Annotated in this window: 20 protein-coding genes; 18 read left to right on the plus strand and 2 right to left on the minus strand. The window is 35.6% G+C overall.

Going from position 1 to position 21,947, the window contains the following annotated elements:
* The first annotated feature begins 27 nt into the window (after positions 1 to 27).
* The 8 genes from AC4GZ8_RS06610 to AC4GZ8_RS06645 all read left to right on the plus strand — a co-directional run bounded on the left by AC4GZ8_RS06610 (position 28) and on the right by AC4GZ8_RS06645 (position 6,663).
* Positions 28 to 1,023, plus strand: a complete 996-nt coding sequence (locus tag AC4GZ8_RS06610) for a TRAP transporter substrate-binding protein (protein WP_491081025.1) — start codon at positions 28 to 30, stop codon at positions 1,021 to 1,023.
* Positions 1,024 to 1,037: 14 nt separating this feature from the next.
* On the plus strand, positions 1,038 to 1,541 hold the full coding sequence (locus tag AC4GZ8_RS06615) for a TRAP transporter small permease (protein WP_491081026.1): 504 nt from the start codon (positions 1,038 to 1,040) through the stop codon (positions 1,539 to 1,541).
* 28 nt (positions 1,542 to 1,569) lie between these two features.
* On the plus strand, positions 1,570 to 2,868 hold the full coding sequence (locus AC4GZ8_RS06620; protein WP_491081027.1) for a TRAP transporter large permease: 1,299 nt from the start codon (positions 1,570 to 1,572) through the stop codon (positions 2,866 to 2,868).
* A gap of 368 nt (positions 2,869 to 3,236) precedes the next feature.
* Complete coding sequence (locus AC4GZ8_RS06625; RefSeq protein WP_491081028.1) at positions 3,237 to 3,410, plus strand: hypothetical protein; 174 nt, start codon at positions 3,237 to 3,239, stop codon at positions 3,408 to 3,410.
* Between the two features lie 257 nt (positions 3,411 to 3,667).
* Complete coding sequence (locus AC4GZ8_RS06630; RefSeq protein WP_491081029.1) at positions 3,668 to 3,829, plus strand: hypothetical protein; 162 nt, start codon at positions 3,668 to 3,670, stop codon at positions 3,827 to 3,829.
* 13 nt (positions 3,830 to 3,842) lie between these two features.
* Positions 3,843 to 4,802: a LacI family DNA-binding transcriptional regulator gene (locus AC4GZ8_RS06635; RefSeq protein ID WP_491081030.1), complete on the plus strand. Its 960-nt coding sequence runs from the start codon at positions 3,843 to 3,845 to the stop codon at positions 4,800 to 4,802.
* Between the two features lie 73 nt (positions 4,803 to 4,875).
* On the plus strand, positions 4,876 to 5,661 hold the full coding sequence (locus AC4GZ8_RS06640; protein WP_491081031.1) for a Cof-type HAD-IIB family hydrolase: 786 nt from the start codon (positions 4,876 to 4,878) through the stop codon (positions 5,659 to 5,661).
* Between the two features lie 231 nt (positions 5,662 to 5,892).
* Positions 5,893 to 6,663 (plus strand): class I SAM-dependent methyltransferase, encoded by a 771-nt coding sequence (locus AC4GZ8_RS06645; protein WP_491081032.1) that lies wholly within the window; start codon positions 5,893 to 5,895, stop codon positions 6,661 to 6,663.
* A gap of 84 nt (positions 6,664 to 6,747) precedes the next feature.
* Here AC4GZ8_RS06645 and AC4GZ8_RS06650 read toward each other — a convergent pair whose 3' ends face one another.
* A complete protein-coding gene (locus AC4GZ8_RS06650) occupies positions 6,748 to 7,491 on the minus strand; it encodes a GTP pyrophosphokinase (RefSeq protein ID WP_491081033.1) in 744 nt (247 codons plus the stop codon).
* Positions 7,492 to 7,535: 44 nt separating this feature from the next.
* Positions 7,536 to 8,144, minus strand: coding sequence for a TetR/AcrR family transcriptional regulator (locus tag AC4GZ8_RS06655; RefSeq protein WP_491081034.1), 609 nt, complete (start codon positions 8,142 to 8,144; stop codon positions 7,536 to 7,538).
* Between the two features lie 187 nt (positions 8,145 to 8,331).
* Between AC4GZ8_RS06655 and AC4GZ8_RS06660 the strand changes: the two genes are divergently transcribed.
* The 10 genes from AC4GZ8_RS06660 to rhaA all read left to right on the plus strand — a co-directional run bounded on the left by AC4GZ8_RS06660 (position 8,332) and on the right by rhaA (position 21,848).
* Positions 8,332 to 9,090 (plus strand): SDR family oxidoreductase, encoded by a 759-nt coding sequence (locus AC4GZ8_RS06660; RefSeq protein ID WP_491081035.1) that lies wholly within the window; start codon positions 8,332 to 8,334, stop codon positions 9,088 to 9,090.
* A 244-nt stretch (positions 9,091 to 9,334) separates the two neighbouring features.
* Positions 9,335 to 11,299: a lipoteichoic acid synthase gene (gene ltaS / locus AC4GZ8_RS06665; protein WP_491081036.1), complete on the plus strand. Its 1,965-nt coding sequence runs from the start codon at positions 9,335 to 9,337 to the stop codon at positions 11,297 to 11,299.
* Between the two features lie 384 nt (positions 11,300 to 11,683).
* On the plus strand, positions 11,684 to 12,406 hold the full coding sequence (locus AC4GZ8_RS06670) for a (Fe-S)-binding protein (protein ID WP_491081037.1): 723 nt from the start codon (positions 11,684 to 11,686) through the stop codon (positions 12,404 to 12,406).
* Position 12,407: 1 nt separating this feature from the next.
* Positions 12,408 to 13,832, plus strand: coding sequence for a LutB/LldF family L-lactate oxidation iron-sulfur protein (locus AC4GZ8_RS06675; protein ID WP_491081038.1), 1,425 nt, complete (start codon positions 12,408 to 12,410; stop codon positions 13,830 to 13,832).
* Between the two features lie 3 nt (positions 13,833 to 13,835).
* On the plus strand, positions 13,836 to 14,555 hold the full coding sequence (locus AC4GZ8_RS06680) for a LutC/YkgG family protein (RefSeq protein WP_491081039.1): 720 nt from the start codon (positions 13,836 to 13,838) through the stop codon (positions 14,553 to 14,555).
* A gap of 108 nt (positions 14,556 to 14,663) precedes the next feature.
* On the plus strand, positions 14,664 to 16,733 hold the full coding sequence (locus AC4GZ8_RS06685) for a bifunctional aldolase/short-chain dehydrogenase (protein ID WP_491081040.1): 2,070 nt from the start codon (positions 14,664 to 14,666) through the stop codon (positions 16,731 to 16,733).
* Positions 16,734 to 17,168: 435 nt separating this feature from the next.
* Complete coding sequence (locus tag AC4GZ8_RS06690; protein WP_491081041.1) at positions 17,169 to 17,939, plus strand: DeoR/GlpR family DNA-binding transcription regulator; 771 nt, start codon at positions 17,169 to 17,171, stop codon at positions 17,937 to 17,939.
* 109 nt (positions 17,940 to 18,048) lie between these two features.
* Positions 18,049 to 19,014, plus strand: a complete 966-nt coding sequence (locus AC4GZ8_RS06695) for an AraC family transcriptional regulator (RefSeq protein WP_491081042.1) — start codon at positions 18,049 to 18,051, stop codon at positions 19,012 to 19,014.
* 159 nt (positions 19,015 to 19,173) lie between these two features.
* The gene (gene rhaB, locus AC4GZ8_RS06700; protein WP_491081043.1) at positions 19,174 to 20,589 is read left to right on the plus strand and encodes a rhamnulokinase; all 1,416 of its coding nucleotides are present in this window, start codon (positions 19,174 to 19,176) and stop codon (positions 20,587 to 20,589) included.
* 5 nt (positions 20,590 to 20,594) lie between these two features.
* Complete coding sequence (rhaA, locus tag AC4GZ8_RS06705; protein WP_491081044.1) at positions 20,595 to 21,848, plus strand: L-rhamnose isomerase; 1,254 nt, start codon at positions 20,595 to 20,597, stop codon at positions 21,846 to 21,848.
* Positions 21,849 to 21,947: the final 99 nt, after the last annotated feature.

Here is a 21,947-nt window from a genome sequence, read left to right on the forward strand (position 1 = left end):
CAACATAGGTACAAGGGGGTAAACAAATTGAAGAAGATCATTCCTATTATCATAATAGGCTTATTGTCTATTATCTTAATCTCCGGCTATAGTAAAAATGAGAACGATTCCATAGTTTTACGATTTGCTTATGCGAGTAATAGTCAACCAGTAAAAGATTCGATGGCTGAATTCGGGAAGTTATTATCAGAAAAAACAAATGGTGAAGTGACAGTTGAATATTATCCAGATGGACAATTAGGTGGAGAAAGAGAATTAATTGAATTAACGCAAACAGGGGCAGTCGATATAACAAAGGTTAGCGGTTCAGCATTAGAAAGTTTTTCAGATAAATATTCAATTTTTGGCCTTCCTTACTTGTTTGAGGATGAGGAACATTTTTATCGGGTAATGGATAGTGATCTTGTAAAACCGATTTATCAATCAACTGAAAAATTAGGTTTTGTTGGGTTAACATACTATGATTCTGGTCAAAGAAGCTTTTATATGACAGAGGGTCCTATTGAAAAACCTAGTGATTTAAAAGGAAAAAAAATTAGGGTTATGCAGAGTCAAACAGCAATTAAAATGATTCAATTGTTAGGAGGTTCACCAACTCCTATGGATAGCGGTGAAGTGTATACTTCCTTACAGCAAGGTATTTTAGATGGTGCAGAAAATAATGAGTTTGCGATCACAGAAGCCGGACATGGTGAGGTAGCAAAATATTATTCATATGATGAACACACAAGAGTTCCAGACATTATGGTCATCAATACAGAAACACTAGATCGTTTAACAGAAGCTCAAAGAGAAGCTGTATATGAGGCGGCGAAGGAATCAACAGAATTTGAAAAATTAGTTTGGAAAGATGCTGTAAATCAAGCAAAAGAGAGATCAGAAAATGAATTTAATGTGGTCTTTAATGAAGTTGATAAAAAACCATTCCAAGAAGCTGTGCAGCCATTGCATGATGAGTTTGCTAATAACGAAGAGTTTAAACAAATTTATGATGACATTATAAATATGAAGGAAAATAAATAATCGGGGTCGATAACATGAAGCATGTAAAGAAAAGTATCGATAGAGTCATTGAATTTCTTACTTGTACTTTATTCTTAATAATGATAGCGGTTGCAAGTTGGCAGGTATTAAGTCGCTTTATCTTAAAAAATCCAAGTACATTTACAGAAGAACTATTAAGGTATAGTTTAATTTGGCTTGCCATGCTGGCAACAGCATATGTTGTTGGAAAAAGTGAGCATATTGCAATTTCATTCTTAAGGGACAAAATGGATGAGGATTCCGGGTTTAAGCTGGATATCGTTATTCAAGCATTCTTCCTATTATTCTCTGCAACTATTATGGTATACGGCGGTATAAAGGCAGTTTCCCTTACGATGGCTCAGATTTCTCCAGCATTGCATGTACCGATGGGTTTTGTTTATTTGGCACTACCTTTATCAGGAGTTTTCATTCTTGTTTACAGCACGATCAATATCCTTGAGATAGTAAATAAGAAGAAAAAAGTCACGATTATTGAAGAAAGAAATGCAAGTTAAAGATCATTCATGAAAGTAGGTGAATCATATGGAGTTACAAGCTAGTTTAATCTTAATTAGTGTTTTTGCTGTCCTTATGTTTATAGGAATACCAATTGCAATTAGTATTGCAACCGCTTCACTGGCTACAGTGATCATTGTTTTACCTTTCGATGTATCTGTATTTACTTCTGCACAAAAGATGATCACTAGTTTAGATAGCTTTTCCTTATTGGCTGTTCCATTTTTTATCTTATCGGGAATTATTATGAATAATGGTGGAATTGCTATCAAACTTGTAAATTTAGCAAAGTTAATAGGTGGTAGAATCCCTGGTTCATTAGCCCATACAAATATTATTGGGAATATGTTCTTCGGATCTATTTCCGGGTCAGCGATTGCTGCATCAACAGCAATTGGGGGTACATTAATACCACTGCAACAAAAAGAAGGATATGATAAGACATTTTCTGCTGCAGTAAATATCGCATCAGCTCCAACAGGAATGTTAATCCCGCCAAGCTCCGCATTTATTATTTTCTCATTAATAAGTGGAGGTACCTCTATTGCTGCCTTGTTTATGGGAGGATATGTTGTGGGTATATTATGGGGATTAGCTGTTATGTTAGTAGCCTATATTATTGCAAAGAAGAATAAATATCCAGTAGCACCAAAGGTTTCTTTTAGTGAAGCAAAGAAAATCATTATTGAAGCAATTCCTAGCTTATTGTTGATCGTCATTATTATCGGAGGAATTCTTTCTGGTATCTTCACTGCTATAGAGGCTTCAGCAGTATGTGTTGTCTATTCATTATTTTTAGCTCTAATCTTTTATCGGTCCATTTCACTTAAACAACTGCCAAGTGTTTTAGTAGAAGCAGTTAAAATGACCGGCATTATTATGTTTTTAATTGCTGCTTCATCCGGTATGTCCTTTGTTATGTCATTAACTGGGTTACCAGAAGCAATTAGTAATCTTATTTTAGGCATCTCAGATAACAAATTTGTTATCCTTGCTTGTATTACCATTATATTATTATTAATTGGTACATTTATGGATATCGCACCGGCTATCTTGATCTTCACGCCTATTTTTTTACCGATCGCTACAAGTCTAGGTATTGATCCAGTCCACTTTGGTATATTTTTTATTTTCAATTTATGTATCGGAACAATAACACCACCTGTTGGTACCGGGCTATTTGTAGGAGCGAGTATTGGTAAAGTAAAAATAGAAAAAGTCCTAAAGCCATTAATGCCGTTTTATGTTGCAATCATTATGATCGTGTTGCTAGTCACATATATCCCGCAAATAAGTTTATTTTTACCTAATCTATTTGGTTTGTAGAACGGTGTTCCTTTATACATCTACATACTGAAAAATTTAATGAAATTCTTTTTTAAGGCCTTATACCATTTTACGGTATAAGGTTTTATTTTTGGGCTTTTCTCGCAAACTTTGTTGCTAAAGCAATAAGTATTGTGCATGGTTGATGCAGCTCCAGGTTGCTCGCTTTCCGTGGGGCGTTCGGTGAGCCTGCTCGGCGCAATGCGCTGCATGAGTCTCACCGAACACGCTACTCCCCTCTGTCTTGCTCCATATAAACCTGTTATCAACCAAAAGGTACTTTTAGCATCAAGAGTTAATGTGCTCAGTCGATTAAACAGATTCAAAATGTTACTGCATCCTTCCAAACAGATACGATTTCCAGAGGCGTGGCTCGTGTTAAAGAACGTATATTATTAATGGAAGCTGAGGTACAAGCCTGCAACAAGTTTATGAGTCCATTAGCTCAGCATGACCCTTACTTTCGTAACTATACGAATGAGGATGAATTAAATAGTGTACTAGAAAAGCTCAAAAAGGATAGCCAAAGAAGGGAAGGCTAATAGAGTGATTGGTAGAGAAGCACTAGCTGTTAAAGTTTAGTGCTTCTTTTTTTGTATCTTACACAGCAGATTCCTGCTATGTTTATGAATAAAAAGCACCTGATCCCGTCTATTATTTTTAATTAATATCTTGAATAAGAACATAGCCTTAACTACGTAAAGGAGTTAAGTTTTTTTATTTTTATTCTCTTATTGACCTGGAACGCGTTTCATACATTACACTCATAACCAAAGAATGAAAGCAAGGAGAGATACTTATGTTAGGACTAATGATACTATGCTTTGTTATCTATTCTGCAGCTTATTTGTGCTTACGTGGTTCCGGGCAATCGGTAAATGTAAAATCAATGAAAGATTTTGACGATTATTTTATTGAAAGCAATGGTAGAATGAAATCAAAAGAAAACATGCACAATTAATGAAGGTGAGAAAATGACAAATATTAGAGACTTAGCAAAAATGGCTGGAGTTTCGGTCACAACAGTTTCTCGTGTCATCAATAACCATCCATATGTTAGTGAAGAAAAAAAGAATGCTGTCCTAAAGGCAATTAAGGATAGTAATTATCATAAGAACATTAATGCGGTTCACCTAAGCAGAGGGAAAACATTGTTGATGGGGGTCGTACTTCCTTATTCAGATCATCCCTATTTTGCACTATTATTAAAGGGGATCGCAAAGCAAGCATTAGAAAACAATTATAAGTTGGTTTTGTTTCAAACGGATTATAAAGAAAGCAGAGAAATGGAAGCTTTACAAATGCTAAAGCATAAGCAGATCGATTCACTGATCATTTGTTCTAGAAGCTGTGATGTACCAACAATTGAAGAGCATTTACAGTATGGGCCGATCGTATTATGTGAAAATGTGCAGGCAAAAGAGCTGTCATCTACGTTTATTGATCACTACAGTACGTTTACTAATGCCTTAGAGTACTTGTATCAAAAAGGACATCGAAATATTGGATATTGTATTGGAAGGAAATCCGGGACAAATAGTCGTAAGCGAGAGATGGCTTATAGGGATTTTGTGAACAAGTATCAGTTAATGTACAATCAAGATTATGTGATGGATCAGTGTCTTTATTTTGAGGACGGAGAGAAAGTGGTCAAACGAATACGAGAAATGAAATCGCCACCATCTGCATTAATTGTGACAAATGATCAGGTGGCAGCTGGAATTGTGACTTCTTGTCAAAATTCACAAATATTGATCCCTGAACAGCTCGCGATAATCGGATTTGACAACCAACCAATAGCAAGAATGATGAATATTACCTCTTTTGAACTTCCCCTTGAGGAAATGGGGGAAAACATGTTTCTTCAAGCCGTAAATTCGGATGTTACACATAAAGAATTTTCGGTACAATTCATTGTAAGAGGAACAGCTTGAAGTCGGTTTATGTAAAATTTCATTTTTTACTATATAATGGCTTTAGGTAGGAAAAACGAAAGGTGGAATTATGATGACAAATAGAAGCGTCATATTTTTTGATATAGATGGAACATTGCTGAAACATGATAAAACGTTACCAGCCTCAACGAAAGAAGCTATTTTTCAATTAAAGGAATTAGGACATGAAGTTGCCATTGCAACAGGACGCGCTCCTTTTATGTTTGAAGATATACGAAAGGAATTGGACATTCATACATATGTCAGCTACAACGGTCAGTATGTTGTCTTAGATGGGGAAGTATTGTATTCAAACCCGTTGAATATTGAATCACTTAAAAAATTAACAGAAGCTGCCCTTTTAAATGAACATCCTGTTGTGTATATGGATCATGAAGACATGAAAGCAAATGTTCCAGAGCATGCATATATTAATGAAAGTATTAACACATTGAAAATTGATCGTTTTCCTACACATGATCCGCACTACTACAAAGGTCGTGAGTTATATCAATCACTTCTTTTCTGCCGAGAAGGAGAAGAAACTCAATACGAAAAGAACTTTGAAGAATTTGATTTTATCAGGTGGCATCCGTTGTCTGTTGATATTCTTCCTAAGGGAGGATCTAAAGCAAAAGGCATTGAAAAGATTGTTGAAAAATTAGGATATCCATCAGAGCGACAGTATGCATTTGGTGATGGTTTAAATGATATCGACATGCTTTCAAAGATATCAAATAGTGTGGCAATGGGAAATGCTGAAGAACCAGTAAAGGCTGTTGCCAAGCATGTAACAAAGTCTGTTGAAGAAGATGGAATTGTTCATGGCTTGCAAATGGTTGGATTGTTAAGTAAATAATTCGATACGTATTTGAAAGTAATTATAATAGAAGAAACGAGAAAATCCTTAACACTTTTAAAAATGAAGTGTTAAGGATTTTTTATTACTTTTCGAACTTTTGTTAATAACTTTTCCTTATCATTAATCATAAAATGAATATAATTTTCTTATAATCAACTAATCACTATAATTTAAAGTAAAGAGTTTACAACGTTATGTTCAGGGGATGAACCATAAGGAGGAGAAAAAATGAATAACAAGAACGATGTGAAAAAGCAATTTGGTCGCAGTGCTGATGATTATGTGAAAAGCAAGATACACAGTAAAGGCTTGGATTTAAATAGGCTGCTACAAATGGCTAATTTAACAGGAAACGAAGAGGTTCTTGATGTCGCAACAGGAGGCGGACATACTGCTAATGCTTTTGCTCCCTTTGCGAAAAAGGTAACAGCAATGGATTTAACACCAGAAATGCTAACAGCGGCTAAAAAATTCATTAAAGGAAATGGGCATACTAATGTTATGTTTGTTGAAGGTGATGCTGAAAAAATGCCTTTCCAAGATGAAACATTTGACATCGTTACATGTCGTATTGCTCCTCACCATTTCCCAAACATTGATAAGTTTATAAATGAGGTTTATCGCGTGTTAAAAAGCAGCGGGCAATTTTTATTAGATGATAATGTTGCTCCTGAGAACGATGAATTTGATCACTTTTATAATAAAATTGAAAAAATGAGAGACTATAGTCATTATCGAGCATGGAAAAAAACAGAGTGGATTCGAAAGGTAGAATTATTAGGCTTCGAAATTCAAGAAATCTCACGCTTCGAAAAAAGATTTGAATTTGAAAGTTGGTGTGATCGGATGCAGTTGACGAAAAAAGAGAAAGATGACTTAACCGAATTGATCCTTCAGGCACCAGAAAAGGTAAAGCACAAATTTCAAATTGTCATAAAAGATAACCAAATAAAATCGTTTCTTGGGGAAGCAATTCTATTGAGTGCGGTAAAACAGTAATTAAATCATTGCGAAAAATTTCCACCTTCATTCATAAATCATATAAAAATACCGTCTTCAAATAGGAAGACGGTATGATCATAATCACTTCTCTGAAATAAAAGATTCAATTAACGCTAACGGAAGCTGAAATTGGTTTTTATCAATCGTAATAATTGGATCAGCTTTTTCTTGTTCATTTGCCGATTCCTTATAAGCATTAATTTCACGATTAAGGCGCTCCATTTTCTTATCAAGCTTTGCAGCGACATCTGCAGCTTCTTTAAGCTCCTGCCTCAATTCTTTAGGAATTCCTTTATTATATTTATAGTAGATTTTATGTTCTAAGCTTGCCCAAAAGTCCATTGCAATCGTACGGATTTGAACTTCTACATTTACTAATTCCTCGCGATCTGACATGAAAATAGGAATTTCTAAAATCATGTGAAGGCTCTGGTATCCATTTGGCTTAGGATTTTTGATGTAATCTTTATATTCGATCACACGAATATCTTTTTGGCTTGAGAGCATCTTGCTAATTTCATATATATCTGAGATAAATGAAACGTTAATTCTTATCCCCGCTATGTCCCGAATATTCTCCTTAATGGAATCTAATGACAAAGAGCAACCTTTTTTTATGATTTTGTTTAAGATGCTTTCAGGTGATTTTAGGCGGGACTTCACATGCTCAATTGGATTGTAGTCATGAATATATGTGAATTCATCCTTCAATATATTAATTTTTGTATTAACTTCATCTAAAGCGAATTGGTAGGCCATCATAAATCTTGTTAATTCAACTTTAACTTTTTTTAAATCTTTTAGACTAAATTGATCTGGTGTCATCTTTTAACCTCTCTTGGTTGTAGTAATTATATAAAATTCAACTATTATTCATTGATGTTTAATTCAAAAACAGTATCGACCTTATTATACCTTAAAATCTCAAGTAATTGTTCCGCGAGATAAGTAGAGCTATATGTAAACCCATCATTTATCCATTCGATGATCAAACCTAATATGGCATAGGAATGATAACTAGCCTGTAGTTCACGGTTAATTTTTGAATCAAGAGGCTGTGCCTGTAAATCGTGTAAAGCTAAATTTTCTATTACGTTACAAATACGCACTTGAAACCCGGATAAGACATTTGATCTAACCATTAATGTATAAAAATCTCTGTTTTTTTCTACGTGCTCAAAAATTTTAATAGAAGCAATTGTTAATTTTTCCATTTCGAATGTCTTTTTCCCTATATAGGGCTCTCGGAAAGAGGCAATTAAGTCATCAATCACATCATTCATAATGTCATCTAATAAATCTTCCTTATATTGGTAATGTTTATAAAAAGTTCCTCTGTTTAAGTCTGCGCACTTCACAATATCTTTAATGGAAATTTCTTTAAATTTCTTTTCCTGCATAAGTGAGATCATAGCCTTTTTTAGAGCTTGTTTCGATTTGATGATTCTTCGATCTACAGAGTGATTTTTGTTGTACATAATGCCCTCCTATTGTCCAAAAAACATACATTAGTAGACAAACGATAAAGAAATGTTGCTTAACAAACAAATCAAGGTTTATTTGCTGATTGAATGCTTACCATATTCATCATACTATAAAAGAGAAAAGATAATAAACAAATGTTGTTTAATTGTATGTAAGCGATATCAGAGAGGAGGAATTATAATGAAACTTCAAAACAAAGTAACAGTTATAACTGGTGCAGCTTCTGGTATGGGAAGGGAAATAGCGATTCTCTACGCAAAAGAAGGAGCTAAAGTGATCGTATCTGATATTAATGACCAGGCAGCAAACGCAGTTGTTCAAGAAATTAAAGCTGCGGGAGGAGAAGCGACCGCTGTCTTAGCAAACGTGGCTAAAGAGGATGATATTCAAAATCTTATTGACACAGCTGTTCAAACTTATGGGACAGTTGATGTCCTTGTTAATAATGCTGGTATCATGGATAATTTTGAGCCTGCTGGTGATATTGAAGATAAAAAATGGGAAAGAATATTTGCGATTAATACAAATAGTGTAATGAGAAGTACTCGTAAAGTATTACCAATATTTTTAGAAAAAGAAAATGGAGTCATTATTAATATCGCTTCTGCAGGAGGTTTATACGGGGCACGAGCAGGTGCTGCATATACCGCTTCAAAACATGCTGTTGTTGGATTTACAAAAAATACTGGTTATATGTATGCTGGACAAGGAATAAGATGTAATGCAATTGCTCCAGGAGGGGTAGAAACAAATATCTCAGCTTCTATGACGGGAGTTAATCAATTTGGGATGGGGCGTATCCAACCAGGATTGGGAATAAACCCTCGGGTAGGACAACCGGAAGAAATTGCTAAGGTTGCTTTATTCTTAGCAAGTGATGACTCTAGTTTTGTTAATGGTACAGTTATTACAGCTGATGCTGGATGGACGGCATATTAAGTTATTTACTGATAGAAGGATCGCAGACATATGCTGTGATCCTTCTTATACATCCCCTAAAATCTCCCTATTATTTTTCATCTATTAAAGCCGCATAATAAATTTGATTAAAGTTTCACATTTCCTTTTAAAAATAGATCTTTAAACCCATTGGAATAATAAGGTGTATGATCTCCTCTTTACATAATCTTAAAAATCTAATAGAATAATTGAATGACTTTGATTTAGAACAAGAGGTGAAATAATGAGGAAGTTTTTTCATAACATCCAAAATAATTATATGAGCCTTTTCTTTTTAGCTGTTTTATTATTATGGATAAAAACATATTTCGTTCAACATAATGAATTTAATTTAGGCTTAGAAAATGGTTTACAGGAGTTTTTGCTGTTTTTAAATCCATTAGGATCAGCTCTTTTGTTCCTTGGGTTATCATTATTATCAAGAAAAAGAAAATTACTGTGGTTAATTGTATTTGACTTTTTAATGAGCTTTTTATTATTTGCCAATGTTGTGTATTATCGTTTCTTTAGTGATTTTATTACATTACCTACATTGACTCAGACTCAAAACTTTGGAGATGTTAGTACGAGTGTGACATCATTATTGAATCCAACTGATATCTTAATGTTCCTGGATCCAATTATTGTGCTTGTGTTAGGAATTTTATTACGCCGCCAAAACAACCATGCTCCAGACATTAAGCTTAGAAAAGTGGGAACAGTGCTATTAGCAGCTATTCTTATTACTAGTATTAATCTCGGATTAGCTGAAAAAGATCGACCACAACTATTGACAAGAACATTTGACCGTAACTATATCGTGAAATATTTAGGAATGTACAACTATACGATTTATGATGCTGTACAAAGTACTAGAGCATCTGCCAAACGTGCAATGGCAGATAGTAATGATATTACAGAAGTTCTGAACTATACTCGTTCTAACTATGCAAGCCCTAATCCAGAATATTTTGGTGCTGCAAAAGGGATGAATGTTATTTATCTTCATTTAGAATCGATTCAGAATTTCTTAATCGACTATAAGTTGAATGGAGAGGAAGTAACACCGTTCTTGAATTCTTTAACAAAGGATTCTAACACGTTGTATTTTGATAACTTTTTCCATCAAACAGCACAAGGGAAAACGGCTGATGCTGAATTTATGTTAGAAAACTCGTTGTTTGGGCTTCCGCAAGGATCTGCTTTTTCAACGAAAGGCTTAAATACCTATCAAGCTGCACCAGCTATTTTAGGTCAAGAGGGATACACTTCAGCTGTATTCCACGGTAATAAGGGTTCATTCTGGAATCGTGATGAAATTTATAAATCGTTTGGATATGATTATTTCTTTGATTCAAGATATTATGAGTTAAATCCAAAAGATCTTGCTGAATATGGATTGATGGATAAGCCATTCTTTAATCAATCTGAAGAATTACTTGAATCATTGCCACAACCGTTTTATACAAAATTCATCACAGTAACACACCATTATCCTTATAAAATGGATCAAGAATTAGCAACGATTGCTCCTCATACAACGGGAGATACATCAGTTGATAATTACTTCCAGACAGCACGTTATGCTGATGAGGCATTAAAAGAATTCTTTGATTACCTAAAGGAATCTGGTTTAGATAAAAATACGATTGTTGTCATGTATGGTGACCATTACGGTATTTCAGAAAACCATAATAAAGCAATGTCTAAAGTATTAGGAAAAGAAGTAACGCCATTTGATAGTGCAGGTCTTCAACGAGTTCCATTATTTATTCATGCACCTGGAATTGAAGGAGGCACCATGCATCAATATGGCGGTCAAATTGATCTTCTTCCTACATTAATGCACTTACTAGGAATCGATACAAAACAGTATGTACAATTTGGAACAGACTTATTATCAGAAGAACATGATGAGCTAGTTCCATTTAGAAATGGTGACTTTGTAAGTCCGGAAGTAGTGTACACTGGTGGCAAATACTATGATTCAGCTACTGGAACTGAAATAGAAGCTACAGAAGAGGTAAAACAGCTTCAAGAGATTGCAGAGATGAAATTAAGTTACTCTGATAAACTTGTTGAAGGAGACCTTTTACGCTTCTACACACCACAAGGTTTTAATCCTGTTGATCGTTCCAAGTATGATTATAGTAAAGTAAAATCAGTTATTGAAAAGGATAAAACAGAATCCGAAACAGAAACTGAATAATGATTGGAAAAGCTGTTGAGCTAAGTTATGCTCAACAGCTTTTTTATTGCTGGATAAGTGCTGGAGCAAGAACTGGAGTAGCGAGATAGGTGGTGAGACCCCGCAGGAGCTGTACTCCGAGGAAGTCACCGCTCGCCTTATGAAAAGAGAGTATCCTGTAGCAGAAATCAACCTTTCGCAACACTAAGTTTATAACGGCAAAGTTGCGAAAACAGCCTGATAAATAGATGTCCCAATTTTTGAACCTCTCTTATAAACCCCCTAAATTCAAATAAAAATAAAAACAAAACAAAAAAAACAAATAAAAACGGATGATATTTTGTGGGTTTAGTAGTATAATCAATAAAAAAAGACTGCTCCTAAATGAACGGAGGGAATTTAGAAATGAAAGTATCCTTATTTATTACATGCTTAGCAGATGTCTTTTATTCAAACGTTGGAAAGCATACTGTAGAGCTTTTAGAAAAGCTTGGGTGTGTAGTTGATTTTCCTGAACAGCAAACATGCTGTGGACAGCCAGCTTTTAACAGCGGATATCATAAAGAAACAAAAGAAGTGGCAAAGCACATGATTCGTACGTTTGAGAACTCGGATTATGTGGTAGGACCGTCTGGTTCATGTGTTGCCATGCTACGTGAATATGGCCATCTTTTTGAAAATGAGCCAGAATGGAAAGAAAAGGCAGAAAAACTAGCTAAGAAATCATTTGAATTAACACAATTTATTGTTGAAGTATTAAAAATAGAAAATGTGAATGCTAGTTTACCAGCTTGTGCAACATATCATAAATCATGTCATATGACTCGTTTACTCGGAGTTAAAAATGCACCAGGGAAACTGTTAGATAATGTTGAGGGTTTAGATGTAAAACCACTTCCAAATAGTCATGATTGCTGCGGATTTGGCGGGACGTTCTCGGTGAAAATGGTCCCAATATCAGAGCAAATGGTTGATGAAAAAGTAAAACATATTGAAGAAACGGGTGCAGAGGTATTGATTGGTGCTGATTGCGGCTGCTTGATGAATATAGGCGGGAGAATTAATCGAAAAGGAAAGCCGATTAAAGTGATGCATATCGCAGAAGTATTGAACAGCGAGGTGAAGTAAGATGGCGATGAAAATAAGTGATGAAAAGTTTTTTGAACGTGTAGACAAAGGTGTAAATAATACCTTTATGAGAAATGCTGTTGTGTCAGCACAAGAAAGAATGCAAGGAAAGAGACTTGCTGCAGCAGAAGAGCTTGGAAACTGGGAAGAGTGGCGTAAGCTCGGTGAAGAAATTCGCACACACACACTTCAAAATCTTGATTACTATCTAGAGCAATTAAGTGAAAATGTGAAAAAGCGTGGAGGCCATGTGTTCTTTGCTTCGACTAAAGAAGAGGCGAATGAATATATAACAAAAGTGGCGAAGGAAAAACAAGCCAAGAAAGTTGTAAAGTCAAAATCAATGGTCACAGAGGAGATTCATTTAAATAGTGCCTTAGAAAAAGCAGGCTGTGAGGTAATCGAAACAGATTTAGGTGAATATATTCTTCAACTTGATGATCATGATCCGCCATCCCATATCGTTGTCCCTGCTCTTCATAAAAATAAAGAGCAAATACGTGACACATTTAAAGAAAAACGAGGTTATGATAAATCCGAAATTCCTGAAGAACTTGCTCTTTTTGCAAGGGAACAATTAAGACAAGAATTTTTAAGTGCAGACCTTGGGATAACAGGCTGTAACTTCGCTGTTGCTGAATCAGGGTCTATTAGCCTTGTTACTAATGAAGGAAATGCAGGACTTGTAACCGCTTTACCAAAAACGCAAATTACAGTCATGGGGATGGAGCGGATTGTTCCGACGTGGGAAGAATTAGATATTCTTGTTAGTCTGTTATGCAGAAGCTCTGTCGGACAAAAGCTAACAAGTTATATTACAGGATTAACAGGGCCAAAGGACGAGGACGACGTTGATGGCCCAGAAGAATTTCATCTTGTTATTGTTGATAATGGCCGATCAAATATATTAGGAACAGAATTCCAAAGTGCACTTCATTGTATCCGTTGTGCAGCATGCGTGAATGTATGTCCGGTGTATCGTCATATCGGCGGTCATTCTTATGGATCGATCTATGCAGGACCAATTGGTGCTGTTTTAACACCATTACTTGGTGGATATGAGGATTATAAAGAGTTGCCATATGCATCATCATTATGTGCAGCTTGTACAGATGCATGTCCGGTGAAGATCCCTCTTCATGAATTATTGATAAAGCATCGCAGGAAAATTGTTGAAGATGAAAAGAAATCTCCATTTGGAGAAAAGCTTGCGATGAAAGGGTACCAGCTAGCAGCGAGTTCACCAAGCATATACAAAGCAGGAACGAAATCAGCATCTTCTGTCATGGCACCTTTTACCCAATCCAATAGCATTCAAAAAGGACCAGGCCCAATGAAGCCTTGGACAGATGTGCGTGATTTCCCGGCTCCTAATAAAGAAAGATTTAGAGACTGGTATAAAAAGAGAGAGAAGGGAGGGGAATAATAGATGGCAGAAGGACAAATACACAATCGTGATTCATTTCTTAGTACAGTTGCTGCAAAACTGGGAAGAGAGAGAAGAACATCAGTCGCAAAACCACAATGGACCACGACCCCTCAATATGATGTGTTAAAAGATGCAACACAAGATGAATTAGTAGAGGTGCTAAAAAAGCATTGTGAGGTCATTCATACTCAATTCATTGAAACAAATACAAAAGAACTTCCACAAAAAATTCGTGAGGTTTTCAAGCAATATGAGGTTGGAAGTATTGTCACGTGGAAAGATGAGCGTCATAAAGAATTTGGTCTGGAAGAAGGACTTTTAGATAAACTGTCTGAAGAGAAAATGGATGTTCATATATGGGACCCGGTTCTTAAAGAAAAAAACATTGAAGCCGCAGAAAAAGCAGATGTTGGGATTACATTCAGTGATATAACACTAGCTGAATCAGGAACAGTTGTTTTATTCAGCAGTGAAAACAAAGGAAGATCTGTTAGCTTATTACCAAAAACGTACATTGCTATTGTACCAAAAAGCACGCTTGTTCCAAGAATGACGCAGGCTACTGCGTATATTAACAAGCAGGTTCAAGCAGGCAAAAGCATTTCTTCTTGTATTGATTTTATAACAGGTCCTAGTAATAGTGCTGACATCGAATTGAATCTTATTGTAGGGGTTCACGGTCCAATAAAAGCAACATATATTCTTGTGGAAGATAAATAAATTCAAAAATAAACAAAAAACATATTCAAAAATAAACAAACATAGTATATAATTAAAAACAGATAATCAAACAAAAACAGATATAAACGCAATAGAGGAGGAAACAAAGTGGTACAAAGTTTATGGAATAAAGAAAAAGCAGCTTCATTATCTCAAGGAGTAGAAGAGCTGGTTTATCGCTCTAACCTAATAGGTTCAGATCGTTCCGTTTGTAACTGGGGCGGCGGTAACACATCAATGAAAACGGTTGAAAAAGACTTCCGTGGCCGTGACGTAGAGGTAATGTATGTTAAAGGAAGCGGATCAGATTTAGCAACAATGAAGGCGCATAACTTCACTGGCTTAAGAATGGAAGACATTCGCCCATTAATCGAGCGTGATGAAATGTCAGATGAAGAAATGGTTGCTTACCTTGCACACTGCATGATCGATAGCAAGCACCCACGTGCATCTATTGAAACTTTATTACATGCATTTTTACCATTCAAGCATGTTGACCATACACATCCGGATGCGATTATCAGCTTATGCTGTGCAGACAATGGCAGACAAATTGCCGAGGAAATATATGGAGATCGCTTCGTATGGGTACCTTATGTACGACCTGGATTCACTTTATCAAAAATGATCGCAGAAGGTGTAAAAAACAACCCTAACGCAGAATTAGTATTGATGGAAAAACATGGCCTTGTTGTTTGGGGTGAAACAGCTGAAGAAAGTTATGAAAAAACAATTTCTGTTATTAATGAAGCAGAACAATATATCAAAGCAAGATTAGTAGAAGAAAACGTATTTGGTGGTCAAAAATACGAGGCACTTTCTGAAGAAGATCGTAAAAATGCTCTAGCACAAGTAATGCCTGTTATTCGCGGTGCTGTTAGCGAAGAAAAGAAAATGCTCTTAACTTACGATGATGCTGAAGATGTTCTACAATTTGTAAACAGCAACAACGCTCCTGAATTATCACAAGTTGGTGCAGCTTGTCCAGATCACTTAGTTCATACAAAAATGACACCACTATTCATCGACTGGAATCCTCAAGAACAAGATGTTGCTAGTTTAATCGAAAAAGTAAAATCTGGAATTGAGAGCTTTAAAGAAGAATACAAAGCATACTTCGAAAGAAACAAAAACGAAGGTGACCAAATTTCAGAAACAGCTCCACGTGTTATTTTAATTCCTGGTATCGGAATGGTGAACACTGGCAAAAACATTGCAATGGCAAATGTAAGTGGTGCGTTATATCACCGTGCAATTGCAGTTATGAAAGGCTCTACAACTCTAGGAAACTTTGTTTCTTTAAATGAAAATGAATCATTCAATGTAGAATACTGGCCATTAGAGCTATACAAATTATCATTAGCTCCAGCAGAAGCAGAATTCTCAAGACAAGTAGCATTTGTAACAGGCGGTGCTGGTGGAATCGGCAGTGAAACTTGCCGTCAATTTGTTGCAGAAGGTGCACATGTTGTCATAGCTGACCTTAACCTGGAAGGTGCTCAAAAGGTAGCAGCAGAAATCAATGGACAATATGGAGAGGGCCGTGCATTAGCTGTAAAAATGGATGTAACAAGTGAAGAAGCAGTTCAAGAAGCATTCAAACAAACAGCTTTAACTTTCGGTGGTGTTGACATTATCGTAAACAATGCAGGTCTAGCAACTTCCAGCCCATTTGATGAAACATCTTTAAAAGAGTGGAATCTAAACATGAACGTTCTTGGTACAGGTTATTTCCTAGTTGCTCGTGAAGCGTTCAAACAAATGAAAACACAAGGAACTGGCGGAAACATGGTGTTCATCGGTTCTAAAAATTCCGTGTATGCAGGGAAAAATGCAGCAGCATACAGCTCTGTTAAAGCAATGGAGACTCACCTTGCAAGGTGTATTGCAGCCGAAGGTGGAGAGTTTGGTATCCGCGTTAACTCAGTACTTCCAGATGCCGTACTTCAAGGATCTGCAATTTGGGGATCAAGCTGGAGAGAAGAGCGTGCAGCAGCATACGGAATTCATCCAGATCAATTAGAAGAACACTATCGTAAACGTACAACATTACTTGTTAATATCTATCCAAAGGATATCGCACAATCGATTTTATTCTTTGCATCATCAAAATCAGATCGTACAACAGGATGTATGTTAACAGTTGATGGTGGAGTTCCGGCTGCGTTTACTAGATAATAAATTTCAAAACAAGGTGTAACAGAATAGAGATTCTTTTACACCTTGTTTTATACTGTAAGTAAGTATAAAAATTTTAAGGCTTTCGCCATAGGACTTGGCGATATGCCAAGTTTTGTAACAAGATCAGATACTTGTACTTAGTGTTAGTGTCTAGCTCCAGCGCCTAGCCCCTCGGGGTCATAAGCCACTAAGGAATTAAAAGACAAAGTGCGTCTTCTATCCCATAGCGTCCTTATGTGCCTGTCTGGGCTAACCAAGGCGCTTGCGCTTTTCTTATCAGTATTATGACATAGTATTAGTGGTAAAACACTATGCGTTTAAACTAATACTATGTCATAATAATATTTAGAGCCTACAAGCATAAGAGCTATCTCTTTTAGCAAGTAAGCTCGACCTCATTTTTTAGAAAGTAGTATCAGGAGGTATAGAACCATGCTTGTAGCAGAAAGACACAAAAAAATTGTTGAAGTTGTGAATGAAAAGTTAAGTGTTCGCGTGACAGAATTAAGTAAGATTTTTCAAGTAACGGAAGAAACCATTCGACGTGACTTAGAAAAATTAGAAAAAGAAAACCTGCTTCGCCGCAGTCATGGTGGAGCTGTCAGTATAAAAGACGAGCAAACAGAAGTATCGTATGCTGAACGTGAAATTACAAATGCGGCTGAAAAAAGAGCAATTGCTATTGAGGCAGTAAAACTTATTCAACCAGGTGATCAGATCGTTCTTGATGCAAGTACAACGGCATGGTATATGGCAAAGGAAATGCCTGATCTGCCCTTAACTGTTTTAACAAATTCAATCAAAGTAGCGATAGAGCTGAGTAAAAAAGAACAGGTTAAAGTGATTTCAACCGGAGGGATGCTCCAACCAAAGTCTCTTTCCTATGTGGGTCCTTTAGCTGAACGATCACTCAATATGTACCATGTAAACAAAGCGTTTATATCATGTAAAGGCGTACACATTAAAGCAGGTTTAAGTGATTCAAACGAGTGGCAAGCCTTACTAAAAAGCCAAATGATGTCAATTGCAGACCAAACCATTTTGATGGCAGATTCCACAAAGTTTGGAGTAAGAACTTTTGCCCAAATTACGGATATTCAGCAAATCGGTTTTGTCATCACAGATGATCATATTGATGAATCTTATTACAGAGCTTTAGAGGAAAAAGGCGTTCAAGTAAAAACAGTTGGGATAAATGGATAAAACGGAGTAGTGGAGGCTATTCCGTTTTTTGCTATAAACGATATGATTTCTTTGGGGTAACCTAAGCAGTAAATGGTAAGAGTGTCTGATATAAAAATGAGGGAACGAAATGAATGATAATCTTTTACAAGAGCTATTACAACTAAATGATGAAGAAAAATTGATGCTTCAGCAAAAAAAGGAAGTACAAAAGGAGCTTTATACAAGCCAAGAACATTTCATTGTTGAAGGAGAACGATTTTTAAATCAAAATACAATGATCATGGTACGAAAACACACTAGATTTGTGCACTTCCCGAAGCACAAGCATAACTATATAGAAGTCAATTATGTTTTTAATGGTTCCCTTACCCAAACGGTTGGAAATGAACGTATGGAGTTGAAAAAGGGGGATCTATTATTTCTTAATCAACATATTGAACATGAACTTGAAGCATGTGATGAAGAAGACATTATTATAAATTTTATCATTAAACCGGAATTTTTTTCGTTTATTTTTTCTTACTTAACGACAGAGAATTTGATATCAAACTTTTTAATTAGCAGCTTATTCGACCAAACACAGCAAGGACAACATTTACATTTTGCTGTATCAGACGTTGAAAGTGTTCAAGAGCTTATTAGGAAAATTATTGTGGAAATTATGAATCCCTCAATGTTATCTGAATCAACAATAAAGTTATATATGGGATTATTAATGGTAGAACTTATCAAGAATTCTGATAAGGTGAGATATAATCAAGATTTAAACAAGCATTATATTATTGTAGAATCGTTAAAATATATTGAAGAACATTTTCGTCACGCTTCTTTATATGAATTGGCAGAAAAACTAAATCAACCTCACTACACCTTAAGTAAAGAAATAAAAAAATCAACAAAATTTACCTTTAAAGAGCTTGTTCAAGAAAAAAGATTAACGATTGCGAAGGAGTTATTAGAGAATACATCCCTATCGATTTCAGCGATCATAGAAGAAGTAGGATACGAAAATATTAGCTATTTTTATCGAGTATTTAAAGGCAAATATGGTTATACACCTAAAAAGTTTCGAGAGCAGCTATCTAGTAAATAGTCATATCACTACTATAAAAAGGTAGAGATATGACTTTTTTTATCTATTTTTATCAAGGCAAATAAGGACAATAAAATTAATGAATCAAGATATAGGAACTTCCGGGTATATAACTTAAAATATAATTAAAGCAAGCGTTTTCAGAGAAGAGGTGTAAAATTGAGTAAATATAGTTTAGCGGTAGATATCGGTGCTTCAAGTGGTAGGTTAATTCTTGGACATTTAAAAAATGGAAAATTACATTTAGATGAAATTCATCGCTTTGAAAATAAGATCGTGAAAAAAAATGATCATTTTTGTTGGGATATTGAGGCGTTATTTCAAGAAATCAAGGTTGGGATAAAAAAATGCAATCAACGGAATATCAAGCCGGATAGCATTGGGATTGATACTTGGGCAGTTGATTATGTCTTACTTGATGAGCATGATAACCTCTTAACAGATGCGGTCGCATATAGAGATCCAAGAACTGATGGGATGATGGAAGAGGTCTTTTCTATCATTCCAAAGGAAAAGCTGTATTTTGAAACAGGTATTCAATTTCAGAAATTTAATACGATTTATCAATTATATGCGTTAAAACAAAAATCACCAGAGATTCTACAAAAAGCAAAATCATTCTTAATGATTCCTGAGTATTTCAATTTTCTATTAACAGAGAAAAAAGCGAATGAGTACACAAATGCAACATCAACACAGCTTGTAAATGCTTTTACAAAAAAATGGGATCATGAACTGCTCGACAAATTAGGGATTAATAAAGAAATGTTTCATGAGATTTTACCGCCAAAAACAGTGTTAGGCACATTATCAAAAGAGCTTGTTGAGGAATTTGGCTTTGATATGAAGGTGGTTTTGCCAGCAACACATGATACAGGATCAGCTGTTATTTCAGTACCTGAGGTAGACGATACGATTTATATTAGCTCTGGTACATGGTCATTAATCGGAGTCGAAAATCGTTTCCCAATTTGTGTTCCGCAAGCGCTTGAATACAACTTCACAAATGAAGGCGGCATCGATTATCGCTATCGTTTTCTGAAAAATATCATGGGACTTTGGATGATTCAAGAAGTAAAGCGAAATTATGATGACAAATACTCTTTTGCTGAATTAGTAAAACTGGCTGAAAAAGAACAACAATTCGAGTCAATCGTTAATGTTGATGACAATCGTTTCTTAAAGCCTGACAATATGGTGAAAGAAATTCAAGCATACTGTCAGCAAACAAATCAGCCAATTCCGCAAACACCAGGTCAAATCGCAAAATGTGTGTATGATAGTTTAGCAGAAAGTTATAAACAGGCGATTAGAGAAATTGAGGAAATTTTTGAGAAAAACTTTCCGAAAGTAAATGTCATTGGCGGTGGATGTCAAAACGAAATGCTAAACCAAATGATTGCCAATGTGACAAACAAAGAGGTTTGTGCAGGACCAGTAGAAGCAACAGCTATTGGAAATATTGTAGCCCAATTTATGGCTCTTGGCGAAATCAACACGATTCAAGAAGCAAGATCAACAATTAAAGACTCTTTTGAAGTGAAAACATTTAAACAACAATACGTGAGAGGATGATGAAGATGTCAGTAAAAGAAAACTTTGAATTAGCCAAAAAGGAATATGAAAAATGGGGAATCAATGTTGATCAAGTGCTAGAGCAATTAAAACAAGTACCAATTTCAATTCATTGTTGGCAAGGTGATGATATTGGCGGCTTTGAAGTAAATAAAGGTGAATTATCTGGAGGAATTGATGTAACAGGAAATTACCCAGGTAAATCCAGAACTCCTGAAGAACTAAGAAACGATTTAGAAAAAGCATTATCATTAATTCCAGGGAAACACCGTGTCAACCTGCATGCTATTTATGCAGAAACAAATGGTGAAGTCGTTGAACGTGACCAATTAGAACCAAAGCATTTTGAAAACTGGGTAAATTGGGCAAAAGAAAACGGCTTAGGACTTGATTTTAACCCAACATTGTTTTCACATGAAAAGTCTGCTGATGGTTTAACATTAGCACATCCAGATCAAGAAATCCGCGAATTTTGGATTAATCACTGTATTGCCAGCCGTAAAATTGCCGAGTACTTCGGAAAAGAATTAGGAACTCCAGCATTAACGAATATCTGGATTCCAGATGGCTACAAAGATGTTCCAAGTGATCGCATGACCCCAAGAGTACGTTTAAAAGAATCATTGGATAAAATATTCGAAGAGCAAATTGATGAGCAATACAATATCGATGCCGTAGAAAGCAAATTATTTGGAATTGGGTCTGAGGCATATGTAGTTGGATCCCATGAATTTTATATGGGTTATGCACTAAAAAATAATAAACTATGTTTACTAGATACTGGTCACTACCATCCAACAGAAACTGTATCAAATAAAATTTCATCTATGCTCCTTTATAGCGATAAACTTGCGTTACACGTATCAAGACCAGTTCGTTGGGACAGTGACCACGTTGTCACACTTGATGATGAACTAAAAGAAATCGCCCTTGAAATTGTGCGTAACGACGCTTTAGATAAAGTCATGATTGGTCTGGATTTCTTTGATGCAAGCATTAACCGTGTTGCAGCATGGACAATCGGAACACGTAATATGATTAAATCATTATTATATGCAATGCTTGTACCAAACGCTCACCTTAAACAACTTCAAGAAGAAGGAAACTTCACAGAAAGATTAGCATTAATGGAAGAATTTAAAACATATCCATTCGGTGCCATTTGGGATTACTATTGTGACCAAATGGGAGTTCCCGTAAAGGAAACTTGGTTGGAAGATGTGAAGAAGTATGAGGAAGAAGTACTTTCAAAGAGATAAGGTCATGAAAAGCCTAAGCCTTAAATATTAAGGTTTAGGTTTTTCTATTAATAAGAGTGAGGGATTTTATTTAGTAACCTACTTTGAAAGTTTCGTTTA

Source organism: Metabacillus sp. RB-C-LZQ-3-1, assembly GCF_058315175.1.